At 58.8% G+C, this 18,934-nt stretch carries 23 protein-coding genes; 16 read left to right on the top strand and 7 right to left on the bottom strand.

Annotated elements, in window-relative coordinates; translation table 11 throughout:
* Window positions 1-77: 77 nt before the first annotated feature.
* Entirely contained in the window at window positions 78-1,085 is a 1,008-nt protein-coding gene (gene repB, locus FHT75_RS32440) for a plasmid partitioning protein RepB (protein WP_097623591.1), read from the bottom strand.
* A gap of 94 nt (window positions 1,086-1,179) precedes the next feature.
* A complete protein-coding gene (repA, locus tag FHT75_RS32435; RefSeq protein ID WP_097623592.1) occupies window positions 1,180-2,388 on the bottom strand; it encodes a plasmid partitioning protein RepA in 1,209 nt (402 codons plus the stop codon).
* 368 nt (window positions 2,389-2,756) lie between these two features.
* Between repA and FHT75_RS32430 the strand changes: the two genes are divergently transcribed.
* The 14 genes from FHT75_RS32430 (at window position 2,757) to FHT75_RS32365 (ending at window position 14,637) form a co-directional block, all read left to right on the top strand.
* Complete coding sequence (locus FHT75_RS32430) at window positions 2,757-3,380, top strand: acyl-homoserine-lactone synthase (RefSeq protein ID WP_143541161.1); 624 nt, start codon at window positions 2,757-2,759, stop codon at window positions 3,378-3,380.
* 10 nt (window positions 3,381-3,390) lie between these two features.
* A complete protein-coding gene (gene trbB / locus FHT75_RS32425) occupies window positions 3,391-4,368 on the top strand; it encodes a P-type conjugative transfer ATPase TrbB (RefSeq protein WP_097623593.1) in 978 nt (325 codons plus the stop codon).
* On the top strand, window positions 4,358-4,741 hold the full coding sequence (locus FHT75_RS32420) for a TrbC/VirB2 family protein (RefSeq protein ID WP_097623594.1): 384 nt from the start codon (window positions 4,358-4,360) through the stop codon (window positions 4,739-4,741). The genes trbB and FHT75_RS32420 overlap by 11 nt, the downstream gene beginning before the upstream one ends.
* Window positions 4,734-5,033: a conjugal transfer protein TrbD gene (locus FHT75_RS32415; protein ID WP_062577398.1), complete on the top strand. Its 300-nt coding sequence runs from the start codon at window positions 4,734-4,736 to the stop codon at window positions 5,031-5,033. The genes FHT75_RS32420 and FHT75_RS32415 overlap by 8 nt, the downstream gene beginning before the upstream one ends.
* Before the next feature lie 10 nt (window positions 5,034-5,043).
* Window positions 5,044-7,494 (top strand): conjugal transfer protein TrbE, encoded by a 2,451-nt coding sequence (locus tag FHT75_RS32410; RefSeq protein WP_097623595.1) that lies wholly within the window; start codon window positions 5,044-5,046, stop codon window positions 7,492-7,494.
* Window positions 7,472-8,269, top strand: coding sequence for a P-type conjugative transfer protein TrbJ (trbJ, locus tag FHT75_RS32405; protein ID WP_097623596.1), 798 nt, complete (start codon window positions 7,472-7,474; stop codon window positions 8,267-8,269). The genes FHT75_RS32410 and trbJ overlap by 23 nt, the downstream gene beginning before the upstream one ends.
* Window positions 8,266-8,466: an entry exclusion protein TrbK gene (gene trbK / locus FHT75_RS32400; protein WP_097623602.1), complete on the top strand. Its 201-nt coding sequence runs from the start codon at window positions 8,266-8,268 to the stop codon at window positions 8,464-8,466. Before trbJ ends, trbK begins: the two co-directional genes overlap by 4 nt.
* Window positions 8,460-9,641, top strand: coding sequence for a P-type conjugative transfer protein TrbL (trbL, locus tag FHT75_RS32395; protein ID WP_097623597.1), 1,182 nt, complete (start codon window positions 8,460-8,462; stop codon window positions 9,639-9,641). The genes trbK and trbL overlap by 7 nt, the downstream gene beginning before the upstream one ends.
* A 20-nt stretch (window positions 9,642-9,661) precedes the next feature.
* Window positions 9,662-10,324 carry a conjugal transfer protein TrbF gene (locus FHT75_RS32390; RefSeq protein WP_097623598.1) on the top strand — a complete coding sequence of 221 codons (663 nt, stop codon included), beginning with the start codon at window positions 9,662-9,664 and terminating at the stop codon, window positions 10,322-10,324.
* Between the two features lie 17 nt (window positions 10,325-10,341).
* Window positions 10,342-11,154: a P-type conjugative transfer protein TrbG gene (trbG, locus tag FHT75_RS32385; RefSeq protein WP_097623599.1), complete on the top strand. Its 813-nt coding sequence runs from the start codon at window positions 10,342-10,344 to the stop codon at window positions 11,152-11,154.
* Between the two features lie 3 nt (window positions 11,155-11,157).
* Window positions 11,158-11,598: a conjugal transfer protein TrbH gene (gene trbH, locus FHT75_RS32380; protein WP_097623600.1), complete on the top strand. Its 441-nt coding sequence runs from the start codon at window positions 11,158-11,160 to the stop codon at window positions 11,596-11,598.
* 11 nt (window positions 11,599-11,609) lie between these two features.
* Window positions 11,610-12,902, top strand: a complete 1,293-nt coding sequence (gene trbI, locus FHT75_RS32375) for an IncP-type conjugal transfer protein TrbI (protein WP_183845734.1) — start codon at window positions 11,610-11,612, stop codon at window positions 12,900-12,902.
* Between the two features lie 184 nt (window positions 12,903-13,086).
* Window positions 13,087-13,827, top strand: a complete 741-nt coding sequence (locus FHT75_RS32370) for a helix-turn-helix transcriptional regulator (RefSeq protein ID WP_097595939.1) — start codon at window positions 13,087-13,089, stop codon at window positions 13,825-13,827.
* Between the two features lie 135 nt (window positions 13,828-13,962).
* Entirely contained in the window at window positions 13,963-14,637 is a 675-nt protein-coding gene (locus tag FHT75_RS32365) for an autoinducer binding domain-containing protein (RefSeq protein WP_376772370.1), read from the top strand.
* A gap of 3 nt (window positions 14,638-14,640) precedes the next feature.
* Here the strand turns inward: FHT75_RS32365 and FHT75_RS32360 are convergent, their stop codons facing one another.
* Window positions 14,641-14,964, bottom strand: a complete 324-nt coding sequence (locus FHT75_RS32360) for a transcriptional repressor TraM (protein ID WP_097623603.1) — start codon at window positions 14,962-14,964, stop codon at window positions 14,641-14,643.
* Window positions 14,965-15,155: 191 nt separating this feature from the next.
* Here FHT75_RS32360 and FHT75_RS32355 point away from each other — a divergent pair, with 191 nt between their 5' ends.
* Entirely contained in the window at window positions 15,156-15,377 is a 222-nt protein-coding gene (locus tag FHT75_RS32355; protein ID WP_097542417.1) for a helix-turn-helix domain-containing protein, read from the top strand.
* 89 nt (window positions 15,378-15,466) lie between these two features.
* Here the strand turns inward: FHT75_RS32355 and gatC are convergent, their stop codons facing one another.
* The 4 genes from gatC to FHT75_RS32335 all read right to left on the bottom strand — a co-directional run bounded on the left by gatC (window position 15,467) and on the right by FHT75_RS32335 (window position 18,641).
* Window positions 15,467-15,754 (bottom strand): Asp-tRNA(Asn)/Glu-tRNA(Gln) amidotransferase subunit GatC, encoded by a 288-nt coding sequence (gene gatC, locus FHT75_RS32350; protein ID WP_097542418.1) that lies wholly within the window; start codon window positions 15,752-15,754, stop codon window positions 15,467-15,469.
* A gap of 105 nt (window positions 15,755-15,859) precedes the next feature.
* The gene (locus tag FHT75_RS32345) at window positions 15,860-17,245 is read right to left on the bottom strand and encodes a DegQ family serine endoprotease (RefSeq protein WP_097614859.1); all 1,386 of its coding nucleotides are present in this window, start codon (window positions 17,243-17,245) and stop codon (window positions 15,860-15,862) included.
* Window positions 17,246-17,351: 106 nt separating this feature from the next.
* Window positions 17,352-17,717 carry an SPW repeat protein gene (locus tag FHT75_RS32340; protein WP_097542420.1) on the bottom strand — a complete coding sequence of 122 codons (366 nt, stop codon included), beginning with the start codon at window positions 17,715-17,717 and terminating at the stop codon, window positions 17,352-17,354.
* Between the two features lie 318 nt (window positions 17,718-18,035).
* On the bottom strand, window positions 18,036-18,641 hold the full coding sequence (locus FHT75_RS32335; RefSeq protein WP_312865402.1) for an NADH dehydrogenase ubiquinone Fe-S protein 4: 606 nt from the start codon (window positions 18,639-18,641) through the stop codon (window positions 18,036-18,038).
* Here FHT75_RS32335 and FHT75_RS36115 point away from each other — a divergent pair.
* On the top strand, window positions 18,571-18,934 hold a 364-nt coding region (locus FHT75_RS36115), incomplete at its 3' end, for a hypothetical protein (protein ID WP_246713035.1). The two genes, FHT75_RS32335 and FHT75_RS36115, sit on opposite strands and share 71 nt — an antisense overlap.

The raw sequence follows: 18,934 nt of genomic DNA, 5'->3' as shown, positions 1-18,934 counted from the left end.
TGCTTAGACCTATGAGAGAGGCTTCCACGACGGCGACGTTTGGGGGCCTTTTTCTTTTGCTGTGTTCCTATCTCCAATTAACCTTCAGACGACGGATTGTCCTTCCCGAAGCTTGCGTAGAGTTCGGGTAGCTGCTCCATCACAAACTTGGCAAAAGCCTCGTCCCGATCTCGGTTCATCTCAATTTTGCAATGCTTGCCGGCGACAGCAAGCGTTGCGATTTCAAGTCCCTCAGACGACCTGGCTATCAATCGAACCGGGGATGATGCCGACGTCTTCCCACTATCTGCCTTGACCGCCCGAAGCACGGCCAGGAAGCGATCGTCCGTGTCCTTGTGACTAAACGACGAATCTTCGGCTGCTTTGCGGGCCTTCTTCTCGGCGCCAGCCGCCTTCAGTAAGTCAGCCAATTCCTGCCATCTCGGCCGGCCGATTTTTGGTGCGCGACCGATCGAATCAATCAGCCATTTCGGTACCGCTCGCGCCACGCCAACAAGCTTATGAACCTCCTGTCGATCAACCGAAAGCGCCGTCTGGATGAGCGTTCGCTGGAACCCGCCGTCTTCGAGCTTGAGCGCGAATGACGCTCGCTCAATGAATGTCAGGTCCTCTCGCGCAGAATTCTCGATTCCTTGAGCAACGACGAGCCTATCGTCATCGAGGTCGCGAACGAAAGCCTTGACGGTCGTCCCCAGCTCGGTCGCCGCGCGCACGCGACGATGGCCATATGCGATCTGATAGCGTCCGGGTTCTGACGGATGTTTTCGAACAAGAATTGGAATTTCCTGCCCGTGATCCTTGATCGAGGTCTTGAGCGCTTCGACTGCTGCAAGGTCCTGATCAGCAAATCGATCGGCAAAGGGGGAGGGGTCGATGAGTGTGGGATCGAGGTCGACTGGGAAAGCGCCGTTAGCCACTTGCTGTTTCAGCTCTTCGTAGTCTCTCTCGACTTCGGAGAAGGTGTCTTTCAACGACCGGACCGCACCAGAAGCAACCCGCTGCACCGGCTGCCTTGTGTCTTCCGAGCTCGGCTCGTCGGACCCACCGGCAAACATGGAGCGGATCGATTGTGTACGTTTGCTCATCGATACCCTCCTTGACGAAAAACGCCATCCGTCGCAACGAAGTAGTCAGCTGACAACACGTTAAGCCACTGTAATCTTTGAATTTCCACGGTGATCATCGGCCCCAAACCTCGTTGATCAGCTCGATCACTTCCTTGTTTACGGCGTTGATGGATTCCATCGCCCTGTCGTAAGTCGATCTTCCCACGGCACCCCGCGAAAGCTCATAGAGCGATTGCTTCGTCAGGCCCGCATTCGCGATCGCGGTCGACTTCCAAGCGGATGCTGCCATCACGTCTGATCCGAAGACATCCCTTAGCAAGCCGACGATTTCCTGTTCGGGAACGTCTCGAGGATCGTGCCTTGTTACGAGGAAGCGCAGGAAGTCATAGTCAAGGCGCCCACCAGCCTCCTCGATGACTGAGACCAGGTCGGAGGTCATCAGCAGGAACTGGCTCATCGATGCGACATCGACCATTTGGGGATGGACTGTCACAATCATGCCGGTCGCTGCGTTTAGCGCGCCCATGGTCAGAAAGCCAAGCTGGGGAGGGCAGTCCACGACAACGACGTCGAAATCATCCTCGATCTGAGCTATCGCACCGGCGACACGCCGAAAAAACAGATCCTCCGGTCGCCCGCGGTTCTGCAACATAAAGCGCGGCGTCTGATGTTCGAACTCCATCAGTTCGAGGTTGCCAGGCACGATGCTGATCCCGGTGAAATAGGTGGGGCGGATGATGTCTTTCATCGCGACCCGTTGGTCATCGTATCGGATTGCGCCATAGAGCGTGGTATTTTCCGCCACATCAAATTCCGGCTGGTAGCCGAACATAGATGAGAGGGAAGCCTGTGGATCAAGGTCAATTGCAAGTACACGATAACCTTGCAATGCCAACCCTTGGGCGACATACACCGAAGTTGTCGTCTTTGCGGAGCCACCCTTAAAGTTGGCGACCGTTATGATCTGTAGCTTTTCACCGTCACGCCGCCGGGGCCAGAACCTACCAGCTTCTTTTGGCCGTGAACTTGCCAGATATTCACGAAGCTCGTTGATCTGGGCCAGCGTATAGGAACGGCGACCACCGGTTCCGAGATCCGGAGAAGGTCCAAGCCCGTCAAGCGACAGCTGGCGCAAGTAGCCGTCGGATACACCCACGATCTCGGCGACTTCGCCTGAGGTAAAGGAGCGAAGCGATTTCTGGGCGCTGGGCGGAAATGCGCGCTCACCAACCGCTCTCAGCCTCGCAGACAGCGCCTCGGCGCGCTGCGTAATACGAGCGGAAGTGGACGCTCGATCGATGTGCCTGTCTATCACGTTCACATTGGCCTCTGGTTTCAGACGGTTTCTTGGCGTCAGACGCGCTATTACCGTCTCAAGATTAGCCACGATTCTAAGAATGCTGCAAGAGAAATAGGGTTAACAAGCCCTTAACGCCTATACCTGGGGTCGTAAGGCGCTACGCCCAGAATTACGACTTTTGCAACGAAAATAGACGCTTATTGCCTTTGGCGGTGGATGTCGTTCGTAGTCTGTTCTTGGGTGAATCCTACAAATTACAGCCTCTAATGTGCACCGATCCATTCCTGTCACAGACCGACTCACAAGGTCTTTCCTTGTAGGATTCTACAACTGCCCCTCGATTCCAATCTGTGCTGATCTCCGGCCGACCAACAATGACGGAGAAAATCATGCAGGTTCTCGCGCTCTCACTGCCCCGGACGCTCCAAGAGGCGCATCTCCTCCACATGCACTACCAGCTTCGTGCGCGGGTCTTTTCCGATCGCCTGGGTTGGGAAGTCGAAGTATCGGCTGGGTGCGAGTCGGATGGTTTCGACGCGCTTCGGCCGACCTATGTTCTCGCCATCGCTGAGACCGGCCAACTTGCGGGGTGCGCGAGGCTCCTTCCTACGCTTGGTCCGACAATGGTGGCGAACGTTTTCCCGTCGCTTCTCCCCGACGGTCAACTTAACGGTCATGCCGCAATGATCGAGAGTTCTCGCTTCTGCGTCGACACGGCCCTCGCGGAGGGGAGGGGCGACGGTTCCGTCCATGAGGCCACGCTGACCATGTTCGCCGGCATCATCGAATGGTGCTTCGCGAATGGCTACACCGAGATTGTTACGGTGACCGATCTCCGGTTCGAGCGCATCCTTGCTCGCGTCGGATGGCCGCTGCAGCGTTTGGGCGAGCCGAGGAAGATCGGCGTGACTATGGCCGTGGCGGGCACGCTGCCCGCCAATGCGGAGATATTCCTCAGGCTCCGTCCTTCCAATTACCGTTCCGAACTCAGCCCTCTCAGCCAGGCAGCTTAAGGAGAAATCCGTGAACCAGCTTCGCTCTCATCCCCGGCTTGTCCGCAAACTTCAGGAGGCGCTCGGCGATCAGCTTTGCGTTGCCCTGGACGACGCGACTGTCGTCGAGATCATGCTCAATCCAGACGGAAAGCTGTTCATCGAACGCCTCGGTCACGGCGTTGCGCCCGCTGGCGAGATGTCCTCCGCTGCCGCGGAGATGGTCATTGGCACAGTGGCGCACGCGCTTCAGTCAGAGGCCGACACGGAACAGCCAATCATCTCCGGCGAGCTGCCAATTGGTGGCCACCGCTTTGAGGGCCTGTTGCCCCCAATCGTCGCCAAGCCTGCCTTTACCATTCGGCGCCGCGCGTCACGCCTCATTCCGTTCGAAGATTATGTCCGCACCGGCGTCATGACCGAATACCAGGCGTCGACGATCCGCAGTGCCATTTCCGCGAGGCTCAACATCATCATTTCCGGGGGAACAGGCTCCGGTAAGACGACGCTTGCGAATGCTGTCATCCACGAGATCGTCAAATCTGCGCCGGAGGATCGTCTCGTCATTCTTGAGGACACCGCGGAAATCCAATGCGCGGCCGAAAACGCTGTTCTCCTCCATACCAGCGATACGATCGACATGGCGCGGCTCTTGAAGAGCACCATGCGGCTGCGTCCGGACCGGATCGTCGTTGGCGAAGTTCGCGACGGCGCGGCCCTGACATTGCTCAAGGCCTGGAACACCGGTCACCCGGGCGGTGTCGCGACCATTCACTCGAACACCGCCATGTCGGCGCTACGCCGCCTTGAGCAGCTGACGGCCGAGGCAAGCCAGCAGCCGATGCACGAGGTGATCGGAGAGGCCGTCGACCTGGTCATTTCAATTGAGCGGACGCCAAGGGGGCGGCTTGTTCGCGACATCATTCAAGTCGAGCGGTTCATCAACGGACGGTACGAGATCGAATCCGATCAGCTCACCGAAGAACAGGAGGCGCGCCATGTCGCGTAAGCATACCCTCATCGCCGCCGCACTCGTGGCGGCGCCAATCATTCTTGCCTCTGCCGCGCCGGCGCTCGCCAGTTCCGGCGGCAGCCTCCCATGGGAAGGGCCACTGCAGCAGATCCAGGAGTCGATAACCGGCCCGGTCGCGGGTGCGATCGCCCTTGCAGCCGTGGCCATTGCCGGCGGCATGCTCATCTTCGGCGGTGAGCTCAACGATTTCGCACGGCGTCTTGTGTATGTCGTGCTCGTCGCCGGCATCCTGCTCGGCGCTACCAACATCGTCGGCCTGTTTGGCGCGACCGGCGCTTCGATCGGGCTGACGGACGAGCAGATCACCTCGATCGGTTCGAGCGGAGGAGGGAAGGGAGAGCATGGCTGAGTCCCTCTCCGGCCTGCGGCGTAACCGCATCCACCGCGCGCTGTCGCGCCCGAACCTGCTGATGGGCGCCGACCGGGAGCTGGTGCTGATCACCGGTCTTGCAGCCGTGATCCTGATCTTCGTCGTACTGACGGTTTATTCGGCGATCTTCGGGGTCGCCGTCTGGGTCGTGATCGTCGGGCTGCTCCGGATGATGGCGAAGTCCGACCCACATATGCGGCAGGTCTATATCAGGCACATTTCCTACAAACCCTATTACAAGGCGACCACTTCGCCGTGGCGCCGGTATTGAGGTGGCGCCCATGGTAGCTCTTAAACGCTTCCGGGTGACCGGCCCATCCTTTGCCGATCTCGTTCCCTATGCCGGCCTTGTCGACAATGGTGTCCTCCTCTTGAAAGACGGAAGTCTGATGGCCGGCTGGTATTTCGCTGGCCCGGACTCCGAAAGCGCGACCGACCTCGAGCGCAACGAGCTGTCGAGGCAGATCAATGCCGTTCTGTCGCGGCTCGGAAGCGGGTGGATGATCCAGGTCGAGGCCATCCGCATTCCGACGGTCGACTATCCCACAGAAGACCGTTGCCATTTCCCGGACCCGGTGACCCGCGCGATCGACGCCGAGCGGCGGGCGCATTTCGCGCACGAGCAGGGGCATTTCGAGAGCAAGCATGCGCTAATCCTGACCTACCGGCCGCTCGAGTCCAAGAAGACTGCTCTCAGCAAATATATCTACTCGGATGAGGAAAGCCGGAAGAAGTCCTACGCGGACACGGTGCTCTTCGTGTTCAAGAACGCGGTGCGAGAGCTTGAGCAGTATTTTGCCAACGCTCTTTCGATCCGGCGAATGGAAACCCGCGAAACCTTTGAGAGGGGAGGGGAGAGGATTGCCCGATATGACGAGCTGCTGCAGTTCGCCCGGTTCTGCACCACCGGCGAAAGCCATCCAATCCGGCTTCCCGACGTTCCCATGTATCTCGACTGGATCGCCACGGCGGAGCTTGAGCATGGATTGACGCCAAAGGTCGAAAACCGTTTCCTCGGTGTCGTCGCGATAGACGGACTGCCGGCCGAAAGCTGGCCGGGCATTCTGAACAGCCTAGACCTGATGCCGCTGACCTATCGATGGTCATCGCGCTTCATTTTCCTTGATGCCGAGGAGGCCCGGCAAAAGCTCGAACGCACACGCAAGAAATGGCAACAGAAAGTTCGGCCGTTCTTCGACCAGATATTCCAGACACAAAGTCGATCCGTCGACCAGGACGCGATGACCATGGTGGCCGAGACCGAAGATGCCATCGCGCAGGCCTCGTCGCAGTTGGTTGCCTATGGCTATTACACGCCGGTCGTCGTGTTGTTCGACAGTGATCGCGAGGCACTGCAGGAGAAAGCCGAAGCGATCCGGCGGCTGATCCAGGCGGAAGGTTTCGGGGCGCGGATCGAAACGCTCAACGCCACCGACGCCTATCTCGGTAGCTTGCCGGGCAACTGGTATTGCAACATCCGTGAGCCGCTGATCAACACCAGCAATCTCGCCGACTTGATTCCGCTGAACTCGGTATGGTCCGGAAACCCGGTTGCGCCATGCCCCTTTTACCCACCGAATTCCCCGCCTTTGATGCAGGTTGCGAGCGGCTCGACAGCGTTTCGTCTGAACCTGCATGTCGATGATGTCGGCCACACGCTGATCTTCGGGCCGACCGGTTCTGGCAAGTCGACGTTGCTCGCCCTGATCGCCGCACAGTTTCGCCGGTACGAAAATGCGCAGATCTTCGCCTTTGACAAAGGCAGTTCACTTCTGCCCCTGACGCTCGCAGCCGGTGGCGATCACTATGAGATCGGCGGCGACAATGCCGAAGAGGGGAGGGCGTTGGCCTTTTGCCCATTGTCCGACCTTAAAAATGACGCCGACCGGGCTTGGGCGACGGAATGGATCGAGATGCTGGTCGGCCTGCAGGGCGTCACCATCACCCCAGATCATCGCAACGCTATCTCTCGACAGATCGGCCTGATGGCGAGTGCATCCGGTCGGTCGCTCTCGGATTTTGTCAGCGGCGTGCAGCTTCGCGAGATCAAGGACGCGCTGCATCACTATACCGTCGATGGCCCGATGGGCCAGCTGCTCGATGCGGAAGAGGATGGCCTCACACTCGGCGCCTTCCAGACTTTCGAGATCGAGCAGCTGATGAATATGGGCGAGCGCAATCTCGTGCCGGTGCTGACCTACCTGTTCCGCCGGATCGAAAAGCGTTTGGATGGGTCGCCCAGTCTGATCGTGCTCGACGAGGCGTGGCTGATGCTCGGCCACCCTGTGTTCCGCGACAAGATTCGCGAGTGGCTCAAGGTGCTGCGCAAAGCGAATTGCGCTGTCGTTCTTGCGACCCAATCAATCTCCGACGCCGAACGGTCCGGGATTATCGACGTGCTGAAGGAATCCTGCCCCACCAAGATTTGCCTTCCGAATGGCGCCGCTCGCGAGTCGGGAACGCGCGAATTCTACGAGCGTATCGGCTTCAACGAGCGGCAGATCGAGATCGTCGCGACCGCCATGCCGAAGCGCGAATACTACGTCGCCACGCCAGAAGGCCGGCGGCTCTTCAACATGTCGCTTGGGCCAGTCGCGCTGAGCTTTGCCGGCGCGTCGGGCAAAGAGGACCTCAAACGCATCCGCGGACTGAAATCCGAACATGGCCGCGACTGGCCGATCCACTGGCTTGGAACGAGAGGAGTTCAAGATGCCGCATCGCTACTCAAATAGATGGTTCGCCTGCTTGGCGGCCGCCGTTCTCACAATCGGAGCTGCAGGCTCGGTGCAAGCCGGCACAGCTACCGGCGCTGCGACGGAATGGACGCAGCTCGCCAACAATGCGCAGCTCGTGGATCTCATGAAAAGCTCCGGCATCCAGGTCGACAATCAGCTGACCCAGATCAGCCAGCTTGCAGAGCAGATCCAGAACCAGCTGAAGATCTACGAGAACATGCTGCAAAACACGGCGCAGCTTCCTGGCCATGTCTGGGGGCAGGTCGAAAGCGATCTCAACCAGCTGCGCAGTATCGTCGACCAGGGACAGGGCATCGCCTTTTCGATGGGGAATGCGGACGACGTTCTTCAGCAGCGCTTTCAGAGTTATGCCGATCTCAAAACGAATTTGCCGAGCAACGCAACGTTCTCCTCGACCTACCAGTCCTGGTCGAACACCAACCGCGACACGATCGCCAGCTCGCTGAAAGCGGCGAGCCTCACGGCCGACCAGTTCGATAGCGAGGAAGATACGATGTCCTCGCTGCGGTCGATGTCCGAAACGGCTGACGGGCAGATGAAGGCTTTGCAGGTCGGCCACGAGATTGCCGCTCAGCAAGTCGCGCAAATGCAGAAGCTTCGCGGTCTCGTCTCCCAACAAATGACAATGATGGGAACCTGGCTTCAGACGGAACAGACCGACAAGGACCTGGCGCAGGCGCGGCGGGAAAAGTTCTTCAACGCCGAGGTCAAGAGCGTTCCCGAAGGCCAAAAAATGGAACCGCGATGGTGAGCCGCTCCGTCCTGATTGCCTTGCTGTTGGCTGTCGCCGCTGCATCGTCTGCAGCGACAATGCTGATCGTCAATTCCCGAAACACAGGAATCCCTGCGCTTACCGAAGAGCAGCGCGCCGTCCGGGAAAAATTCTTCGGCTCCGACAAGGAGCTGCCGCCAATCAATGAAGGCCAGGAGATGCGCCCGAGATGGTGAAGGTAACGGTTGCGCGTTCTTTCCTGATCACAGGTCTCATTTTCCTCGCCTATGCTGTTCCCGCATTCGCGCAGGAGGGACAGGTCCTCACGGAACTGGAAAATCAGGTCTCCTCCGCTGCGAAGGGGTGGGAGACCACCATCATGGAGGCGGCGAAATCCCTATTCTGGATTCTCGCAACGATCGAGATCGGCATTGCGGCCGTCTGGTTGGCGATCCAGTCAGCATCGCTGGACAGCTGGTTCGCTGAACTGGTGCGGCGGATCATGTTCATCGGGTTCTTCGCATTCGTTCTGACCCAAGGTCCGACCTTTGCGCGAGCGGTGGTCGACAGCCTTTTCCAGATTGGCGCCGGCGGTGGATCAGCTTCACCCGCTGAGGTGTTCGACGCCGGCATCCGCGTCGCGTCGCAAATGTCGGAGCAAGCGCAGTTCGGGGTTTTCGAAGACAATGCCCTGGCGATCGCGGCGGTGTTGGCAATGGGCATCGTCGTTATCTCCTTCTCGCTGGTTGCAGCGATTTTCGTGTCGGTCATGGTCGAAATGTACGTCGGCTTGCTCGCCGGCATGATCATGCTCGGGCTGGGTGGTTCGTCCTTCACGAAAGACTTTGCCATTCGATACCTCGTCTATGCCTTCGGCGTCGGCATGAAACTCATGGCATTGGTAATGATCGCCAAGATCGGATCGAACGTCCTGCTTGGCCTCGCTCAAGCTCCGACTGCCTCGTCGGATCAGTTCGTCACGACCTTGGCCATCGCCGGTATTTCCGTCGTGGTTTTCATCATCGCCATGTATGTCCCAAATATCATTCAAGGCGTTGTCCAGGGCGCATCGGTCTCCGGTGGCATGGAGGCAATCCGGCACGGCGGGCAAGCGGCGTCTTTTGCCGCGGGTGCTGGCTTCCTCGCCGCCGGCGCTGCCGGTGCGGGGTTTGCAGCGGCTCAAGCTGCACGAGCTGGCGGTTCATCCGTTGCAGGAGCCGCACTTCGCGGCGTGGGCGCGAGCTTCAGTTCCGGCGCGCAAGCAGCCGGATCTGCCGCGAAAGAAAAGGCAATAGGATCTCCCGGCGCCTATGCCGGGTCGATCCTTGGGCTAGCGAACGCCAAGCTTGATGAGCAGCGCGGTGGTCATAGTGGACCGAAGTCTCCTCCCGAACGCAACGACAAACCGTAATCGAGACAAGGGAAGAATAAATGGCAGCGAACCGCGCCCCGGAAAACCCGTACCTTGCCGCCCGCCAGGAATGGAGCGAACGCTACGGCTCCTATGTGAAGGCCGCAGCCGCATGGCGTATCGTTGGTGTCCTCGGTCTGGTCATGGCCGTCATCGGCTTCAGCTACGCGATGTATCTGAGCACGCAGGTGAGGCTCGTGCCTTACATCGTCGAGGTCGACAAGCTCGGAACTGCGGTCACGGCAGGTTTCCCCGAGCAGATCGAGTATGCCGATGTCCGCGTGGTGCGCGCCACACTCGGAAACTTCGTCACAAGCTTTCGCTCGATCACGCCGGATGCGGTGGTACAGAAGCAATATATCGACCGCACCTACGCCCTTCTTCGCACCTCCGATCCGTCGACGGAGAAGGTCAACGCCTGGTTCCGGGGCAATTCGCCATTCGAGAAGGCGAAGTCCTCGACCGTGGCCATCGAGGTCAACAACATCGTGGCACTCTCGAACCAGACCTATCAGATCGACTGGACGGAATACGTGCGGGACCGCAAGGGCAAGGAGACCGGCACACGCCGTTTCCGCGGGATCGCAACGGTCACGCTTACCGCGCCACAGGATGAGGCGACGATCCGCCTCAATCCGATCGGCCTCTACGTCCGAGATTTTGACTGGACGGCACAGCTTTAAGGGCAGGGATTCTTTCAATGAAAAAAACGGGATTGATCGCAGCCGCCGGCTGCATGGCCGGACTCTTGCTTGCTGCGGGCGCGCAGGCGCAAAGCATGACGAGTAACGAGGTGAAAGGAACAAATCTTTCCAGAAAGTGGCGCGGCACGCCGGGACTGGTCACGACAGGTCCGGACGGAAAGGTGATCTTCCTGTTTGGCGAGACCCAGCCGTCCGTCGTCTGCTCTCCTCTACAGGTCTGCGACATCGAACTTCAGGGGGGCGAGATCGTTCGCGACGTCCTCGTCGGTGACACCGTGCGCTGGAAGGTAGAGCCGGCCACCTCAGGGGCCACAGGCGGACAGGCGATCCATCTCATAGTCAAACCGTCGGAGCCGGGCCTTCTCACCTCAATGGTCGTTACGACGTCGCGGCGCACCTATCATATCCAGCTCAAGTCCCATCCGAGCCAGTACATGGCGCGCATTGGTTTCGAATATCCGGAAGACGTGTCGACCAAGCTCGCCGACATCAACGCCCGTCTCGAAACGGGCGGCATTCCGGGCACCGCGCCGGACAAGCTAAACTTTTCCTATTCAATCAGCGGCGGTGCTTCGTGGAAACCGAAGCGGGTCTATTCGGACGGGGTGAAGACCTACATCCAGTTCCCGAAATCGATTTCCGGCCAGGACGCGCCGGTGCTCTTCGTCGTCTCCGGCGGTCAAAATCGTATCGTCAATTACCGGATGAAGAACGACATGATGACCGTCGACTATGCGATCGACAAGGCGATCCTCGTTTCCGGTGTCGGTTGGCGGCAACAGAAGATCACCATCCGGCGGGGAGGCTGAACCATGCGGAAGCTGCTCGCATTCTTCATCGCGGCCGCGCTGCTCTCCGGCTGCCAAACGGCCGACGACGCACTCACCACCAGCTCGACCCCCGTGGCAGTCACTGGACCGGCTGCAAGCGCCATCGCCGGCGACATGGCAAGTCGTTTGGCTGAACAGATCGGCCCCGCCGGTGCTGCGACGACGATCAAAATGGAAAAGGACCCGTCGGAATTCGCGACGGCCCTCGAGGCGGCCCTGAAGGGGTGGGGTTATACAGTCGTCACGGACGGCAAAGTCGCCAAAGACGTCAAGCCGGTCGAACTTGCTTATGCAATCGAGGGCTTCGACGGACAAATTTTGGCCCGGGTCTCAACACCTTCGATCGCTCTCGGTCGCGCTTATACGCCGACGGCGGCCGGCGCCACGCCGGCTAGTCCGCTTTCGATCACGCAGCGCAACTGACGGAGATTAACATGGTCCAGTCGCTCCAGCTTGGCACGTCGAGCCAAGCCGACGATCAGAATGGCATGCGCCGGCTCAACCGGCTGCCGATCATCATCGCCATCATCGTCATCGTGCTGTTCGTCGGCGTCGTCGTGATTGGTCTGTCACTGCGCGGGCTTTCCTTCAATCATGGCGACATCGAGGGTGCTTCCAACAGCCCTGCGACCAGTTTCGGCGATCAGCTTAAGCGGGGTGTCACCGACGGCATTATCGGTGACCCAGAAAAGCGGGAGGTGTTTCAGCCGACGCCCGTCGTCGCGGAGAAAAAGGAAAAGCAGGAACCGGTCGTCGAGCGCCAACCAACAGATCGACAAGATCGCCGACAAAGGCTCGAATCCGAAGAGGAGTGGAAGGCTCGCCTGAAGAGAGAGCAGGATGAACAGTACATGCGCGAGGCACAACGCCAGCGGATGGCGCGCCTCCAGGCCCGCGCTACAGCGCTCGATTCGCCGCTGAAGGTACACATAGGAGATGTCGAAAAGGTAACCTCCACCAATGACACCGGCCGCCAGCCGACAAATGTCGCAGCGAACAGTGCATCAGACCTTTATGCCACCGCCCTGAAATCCGGCCTGATGGGCCAAAACGTCGATCAGAATGGCCAGACGTCGAAGGAGGATTTCTTCAATCAGGACATCAAGGATCTCGGTTACCTGCCGAACCAGGTCGTGCCCCAGATGTCGCCTTACGAGTTGAAGCGCGGTTCGGTCATCCCGGCGACATTGATCACCGGCCTCAATTCCGACCTGCCAGGCCGCCTTACCGCTCAGGTCAGCCAGAATGTCTACGACAGCGCGACCGGCTATCGTCTTCTCATCCCGCAAGGCGCAAAGCTCTTCGGCCGCTACGACTCCAAGGTTTCATTCGGCCAGGAACGTGTTCTCGTCGTCTGGACGGACCTCATATTTCCGAACGGCTCGACCCTGCAGATCGGTGGTATGGCGGGCACAGACGCCGAAGGGTATGGTGGATTCCAGGATAAGGTCGACCGCCATCTTTGGAGGACATTCGGTTCTGCAGCCCTGGTGGCAATCATCGGGACGGGTATCGATATGTCGATGCCTGAGAGTTCGACGCTCGCGACGCAGGACACGGCCTCGGATGCAGCACGACGGAATTTTGCCGAGTCATTCGGCCGGGTAGCGGAAGAGACGATCTCGAAGAACCTGAACGTTCAGCCGACGGTTCGCATCCGGCCCGGTTACAAATTCAACGTGCTGGTCGATCAGGATATTATTTTCCCGTCGACCGACCGGCAGTGACGGTCTTTGTCGGTCATATTGTGGATTCCGGCAGCAGCCGTCACTTGCGCGAAAAACACACCCACAGATAGCGGACGCCGGAGATCTGGCCCGAAATCGGCCTTCTGGGGTTGCAATTCAGGGCGGGCTCGACGATTTTGTGTGAGCACCCTTCAACGAAAGTTATTGTTGCAGAGAAAGAAGCATGCAGGAAAATCAATATTCGCCGAGCTATCTTAAGGCCTCCACCGCAGTGAAAAATGCAACGACAGTAGCCGTCGCATTGGACGAGTTCCAGCAGCACTATCCCGTGGATTTCGTCACGTTTCACCTCGCAAGGACCATCGTCGGTAGCGTCGATGCACCGTTCGTCAGAACCACCTACCCTGATAGCTGGGTTTCGCGATACCTTCTGAACGACTACATCAATGTCGACCCGATTATTCGAGAAGGCTTCTCTCGTCAGTTGCCATTCGATTGGCGTGAGATTGACATCCCTGACAGTGCACATCAATTCATGGTGGATGCAGAGATACACGGTATCGGAGGCAACGGCGTCTCGATACCGATCGTTGATAAATCCCGCCGGTCGCTTCTTTCGATCAATTCGCAGTTGAGTGATGAAGAATGGACATTGATAGAACGGCAGTTTCGACCTGAGTGGATCGAGCTGGGTTTTCTTCTGCACCGGAAAGCGGTTTTCGAACTTCACGGGGAAAACGATCCGGTGCCGGCGCTCGGAACCAGGGAGGTCGAGTGCCTTCACTGGGCCTCGCGCGGCAAAGACAGCAAGGACATTGCTGGAATCCTAGGACTGTCCGAGCACACGGCGCGTGGATATCTGAAATCAGCACGATACAAGCTGGGTTGCCCCACGCTATCAGCCGCAATTGCCCATGCGGTACACCTGAACCTTATCACTCCGCATGTGGGTAACCCAAACTAGGCTATCGGTTTGGGGGATTTATCTCCTCGCAATCCCGCTGCATTTTCCAACGGCGCGACAAGGGAGCCTGTAGCTGCCTTGCGCGCCGGACATTGGAGAGTGGCATTGAATGACGCACTAAGAAATTTGATTGATATGATAGAGGCTGCACGCGATGAGCGTATGATCAAGAGTGCCCTGAAAAGCTTCGCGAACGCTTATGGCTTCGAGCGATTCGCGTATCTTCAAATTGAAGGCGCTGAAGTCCGTGCATTCAATTCCTATCCCGAGGAATGGCAGGATATTTACCTCGGCAACCAATATTCCCGCATCGATCCGGTCGTCACGGAAGCCAAGCGTCGCAAGGAAATGTTTTCCTGGACGGCCGACGATTGGCCGGCTCGTGGAACCTCCGAACTCAGGCGCTTTCGGGACCAGGCGATCGAACACGGCATTCGCAGCGGACTGACGATACCCGTCGAAGGAAGTTTTGGCTCCACGATGATGCTGACGTTTGCATCCTCAACACAGACGGCTGACGTTTCAAAACTGCAGGATGCGCAACATGCGATACGGGCGGTACTGACGATCCATTACCGCCTGAAGATCATCGCAGCGACGACGATTGTCGCTCCGAAACGGTTGCTTTCACCAAGAGAAGCAATGTGCCTTATGTGGGCGGCAAAGGGCAAAAGCGCCCCGGAAACCGCAATGTTGACGGGGATCAATCCGAGGACAGTACAGCACTACCTCGATAAAGCGCGCGAAAAGCTCGAAGCGGCAACCGTTCCGCAACTCGTTGCGATCGCTAAAGACCACGGTCTGGTGTGAGCGTCAGTCTTCGCCATCTGGGGCAACTTCAGGGACGTAGCCAAGCGCATCGATGATTTCCGACAGCGCCTCCTGTTGGGCTTCGGATTTTTTCTGGCGAGCGACGTACTCATCCTGCAAAGTCTTGAGCACGGCGGCAGAAACCGACGGGTCAGCGCTCGCGCGAGTCCACTCCTCATGGACAGCTTCATCGGCGGCAATAAGCTGGCGGTGTTCGCGGATTGCAGCGACCGCCAGAGCCTCTAATTCTGACTTTTGCATTGAGCCGTAGCGAGATCCGCCGTCGTTTCTTTCGTCGTTCGCTTCGGATGAGTTCAGATCCTTCATCCGATCCTCCATGAGTTCATTTTTTCGCCAAGCCCTTCGTCCGCATTATAGAGTTTAGGCCATAAGTGCACGGCCCGTCTTCCACCAATGCCCCTCCTTCAACGGTGGATCGTGCGTCGGAAATCGGTGTAAGTTCCAATTACATACTATAGTTGATAAACTTAAAGTATGTAAACCGCGATCTTCCGCGCATGGACATGCGGAAACTGGTCGGTCGCAATTTTGCGCGCCTACGTCGGGAAAAAGGCCTGACGCAGGAGGACGTGGAATTGCGATCTGGCTACAGCCAGCAGTATCTTAGCGGCTTGGAGCGTGGGCGACGAAACCCGACAGTGATTACCCTCTATGAGTTGGCGCAAGCACTCGGTGTCAGTCACGTTGAACTTGTGGCTCCCGACGAGCATCACCAGTAATACGCTCCATGAATTCGAGAGCACGTCTACGCGCGGCGCGAGCTGACACCTGCCGTGGCCGCCAAATGCTCCGAGGCCCGAGTCCCTGCTTACTCGAGAATCTTTGGGACCAGGAAAAAGTTGCGTTCACTGAGCGGCGCATTTGCCACAATCTCTTCGGCGTGATTGCCTTCGGTCACGACGTCCTGGCGCATTTTCATCGTTGTTGGCATAACCGAGGTCATCGGAAGGATGCCTTGGACATCAACCTCCAAAAGTTGCTCGATGAAGGCCAGAATTTCGTCCAGTTCGCCGCACATTTTTTCAGCCTCGTCCGCGCTGAGTGCGAGACGGGCAAGGCGGGCAATACGCCTAACGGTCGCGATATCTATCGACATAGTGTGCGTCCTATTTGATGGCTTCCGTCGCTTGCGCAACGATTTGCCGATCTATGCCTTCTGCCGCTAACACTGACTGCAGGCTGTCGCGGTCCTGTGCCCGGATTACCTGATGACCAACAGAAAGCGAGCCCCGTCACGGAACAGCTCAAGGGTGGCTATAGCTGTCTTTTTGCTGATGGCACGGCGCAACTCGGCGACAGAAGTGACCGGGATTCTGTTGACCGCAACGACCACATCCCCGGCGCGAAGGCCGGCGCGGTCAGCGACGCTGCCAGCGTCCACGCTCTCGATGACGACGCCGGAAACACCAGCTACCCCAGATTCAGCAGCTGAGGCATTCCGCAGTTTGGCGCCGTCGAGCGGTGTGGCGGAGAAGTCCCCGGAGGCGCGATCCTCGCTTTCTATGGGTACCTCAATTTCCCGCTGGTCATCACCGCGCTTGACGGTCAGCCTGATCTTGCTGCCTGCGGGCGTCAGACCGATGCGGTTCCTGAGGTCAGTGGCGCCGCGCACGGGGCGTCCATCAAAGGCAGTCACCACGTCGCCTGTCTTCACTCCAGTCCGATCGGCCGCCGAACCGGGTTCAACATTGGCGACGAGCGCGCCGCGAAGGCCGCCGAGATTGAGGGCTTCTGCCAGATCCGGCGTAAGATCCTGGATACCGATGCCCAGCCTGCCACGCTGCACCTCGCCGTGAGCGGTCAACTGGTTCATTACGGACGCCGCGATGCTGCTCGGTACCGCAAAGCCGATACCCACATTCGCACCGGCCGGGCTGAGGATTGCGGTATTGACCCCGATCAGCTTGCCGTCGAGCGTCACCAGCGCTCCACCTGAATTGCCGGGATTGATCGAGGCATCGGTTTGGATGAAGTCTTCATAGCCTTCGATATTGAGCCCGCTGCGTCCGAGCGCACTGACAATGCCTGAGGTGACCGTCTGGCCGAGCCCGAACGGGTTGCCGATGGCGACGACATAATCACCGACCTTGAGAGCATCGGAGTCTCCGATCTGGATCGCCGTGAGGTTCTTCGCGTCGATCTGCAGCAGGGCAATGTCGGTCTCCTTGTCGCTGCCGATCAGTTTAGCACGCAGCTGCCGACCATCTTTCAACGTGACGGAGATCTCCGAGCCACCATTGACGACGTGGTGATTCGTCAGCACATAGCCATTGGCAGCATCGACGATGACGCCAGAGCCGGCGCTCATCCGAGCCTGCGGTTGTTGCTCAGGCAGATTGAAGTACCGTCGGAAATAGGGGTCGTTGTAAAGCGGATTGTTATTGGTCGGCGACCGCGAAACCACCGCAATATTGACGACGGCCGGCGTGACTCGCTCAAGCATCGGCGCAAGTGTCGGCAGGTTCACGGACGAAGCAGCTGGTGCGAGCGTCTGCGCAAAGACCGGTGCGACGGTGAACAGAATGGCGCAGGCGGCAATCGCTGCGGACGCGGCTATCGTGCGAAACCTCGGGGCGGGATCGGACATCGGTTGCTCCTTGAGTCTGATGATTTTCTTCTCTTCAGGCGTAACGCAGGAAGGGAGCAGAGGAACGGGCCCGGGGGCCCGGGGGCCCGGACCCGTTCTCACTCGGTTACACGGTTGACAACGGATGGTTATGGCTGAACCAGATGTTGCCTGCGGCGAGGACCGCGACGACAAGGCCGGCAATCACGTGCGCCCACATGGCTGGTGTCACGGCAGAGAAGCCGAGGATCCATGGAGCGACCACGGCCCATATACCAAGCACCAAGTTGATCCACTCCTCTGCCTCATAAAAGGCATAGAGAGCCGCGACGGCGACCACGGCGATAGCCGCACCGACAATCCACGCATTCCAGGCGGCATAGGTCTCAGCGGCGAAACCGAAGAGCCAGGGCGTGATCAAAAGACCGAGACCGGCAACGATATTGACGATATCGAAAGCCGTCCGGTTGTTCGAAGATAGGGACTTCATCATCTTTCATTTACTCCTTCTCGGTTGGTTGCATCATCATAGGTCCGTCTCCTGCAAGCAGGAGACGGGGGCGGCGGCAGCATTTGGATCGCCGTCGCCGCGAAACCCGGTTATCGTGGAACTGGAATCCGGTAGGCACTGGTGCCGGTCCGGGCACTCCTGGAGGGCAAGTTTGCTCCCATTTGTGTCCCGCAGATCAAGCCTTGGCTTCCCACCACGGTTGAGGGCGGGGCAGCGCGCGGCTGCCGCAACAGCCAGGGCGAACTTGTTGGGCAGGATATTCTGGCAATCGAAGACGACATGTGGGTCCATAGGCGCACCTCACGCGACATTTCGATCGACCATTCCATGGTCCCGCCTGCTCTCGACCTCTCGCTCGAGCGAGAGCAGCGCCCGCTCAACCTCATGAAGACGCGAGCGCTGGTTGTTCTCCGAGATGCCTCCGATGGGCGCCTGATCGACCTGATATTCGGTCCAGGCCCAGTTCATCAGGATCGAACGCTTCGCTTCAATCGACAGTGTCGGGTCAAGTGCGACACCCATCGGAGATGGCCATGTCGCCGGGCCGGAAGCATCGTCTCGGTTCAACGCCCCATCCAGCGCTCGCCTGTAGTTTTGCTGAAGCGCGGCAAGGCCAAGCCGCTCCAGTGTCGCATCCGCGAAGGCATCAGACGGTTGGTGCGACCGCTGGCCGACGCCTTGCTTTGCCTGTGCAGCCGCTTTGCGTGGCCGGCGTTGCGCCACGTAGCTAAGCCCCTGACGCTCGGCATAGCGGATGGCGGATTCGAGCGTGGGGAATTTCAATTCCACCTGGGTGAGCGCGTCGGCACTTCCCGTGTAGCCCATCAAGGGTTCGATGAATGGCGCGCTACGGCGGTTGAAAACAAGACGCCAGCCCTTCGTCCGCGCGGTCCCTGATGTTGTCACCGAGCGCGACGGTTTAAAAATTTGGGCAACGGCATTCTCGGGAAACAATGAGTGCCCGAAACAAGGATGGCTCCACCGGTTGTCGTTTAAGACGCGCAAACCGGGAGCCGTTACTATTCTCTCGTTATCTGAGTGTCTGCCAGTCTCCATCATTTGTCCTCCCCATGTTGGAGAAGGATGCGCGGCGGCCGCCACTTGGCCGCCGCGCGTTCGTCTCGATCAACTCTTGATGGCGATGCGCTTGACCTGCGACTGCGCCTCCTCGGTCTTCGGCAAGGTGATCGTCAGTATTC

This window comes from Rhizobium sp. BK112, from assembly GCF_014193215.1.
GTDB lineage: Bacteria > Pseudomonadota > Alphaproteobacteria > Rhizobiales > Rhizobiaceae > Rhizobium > Rhizobium anhuiense.
This window is presented reverse-complemented; position numbering and strand designations above follow the sequence as displayed.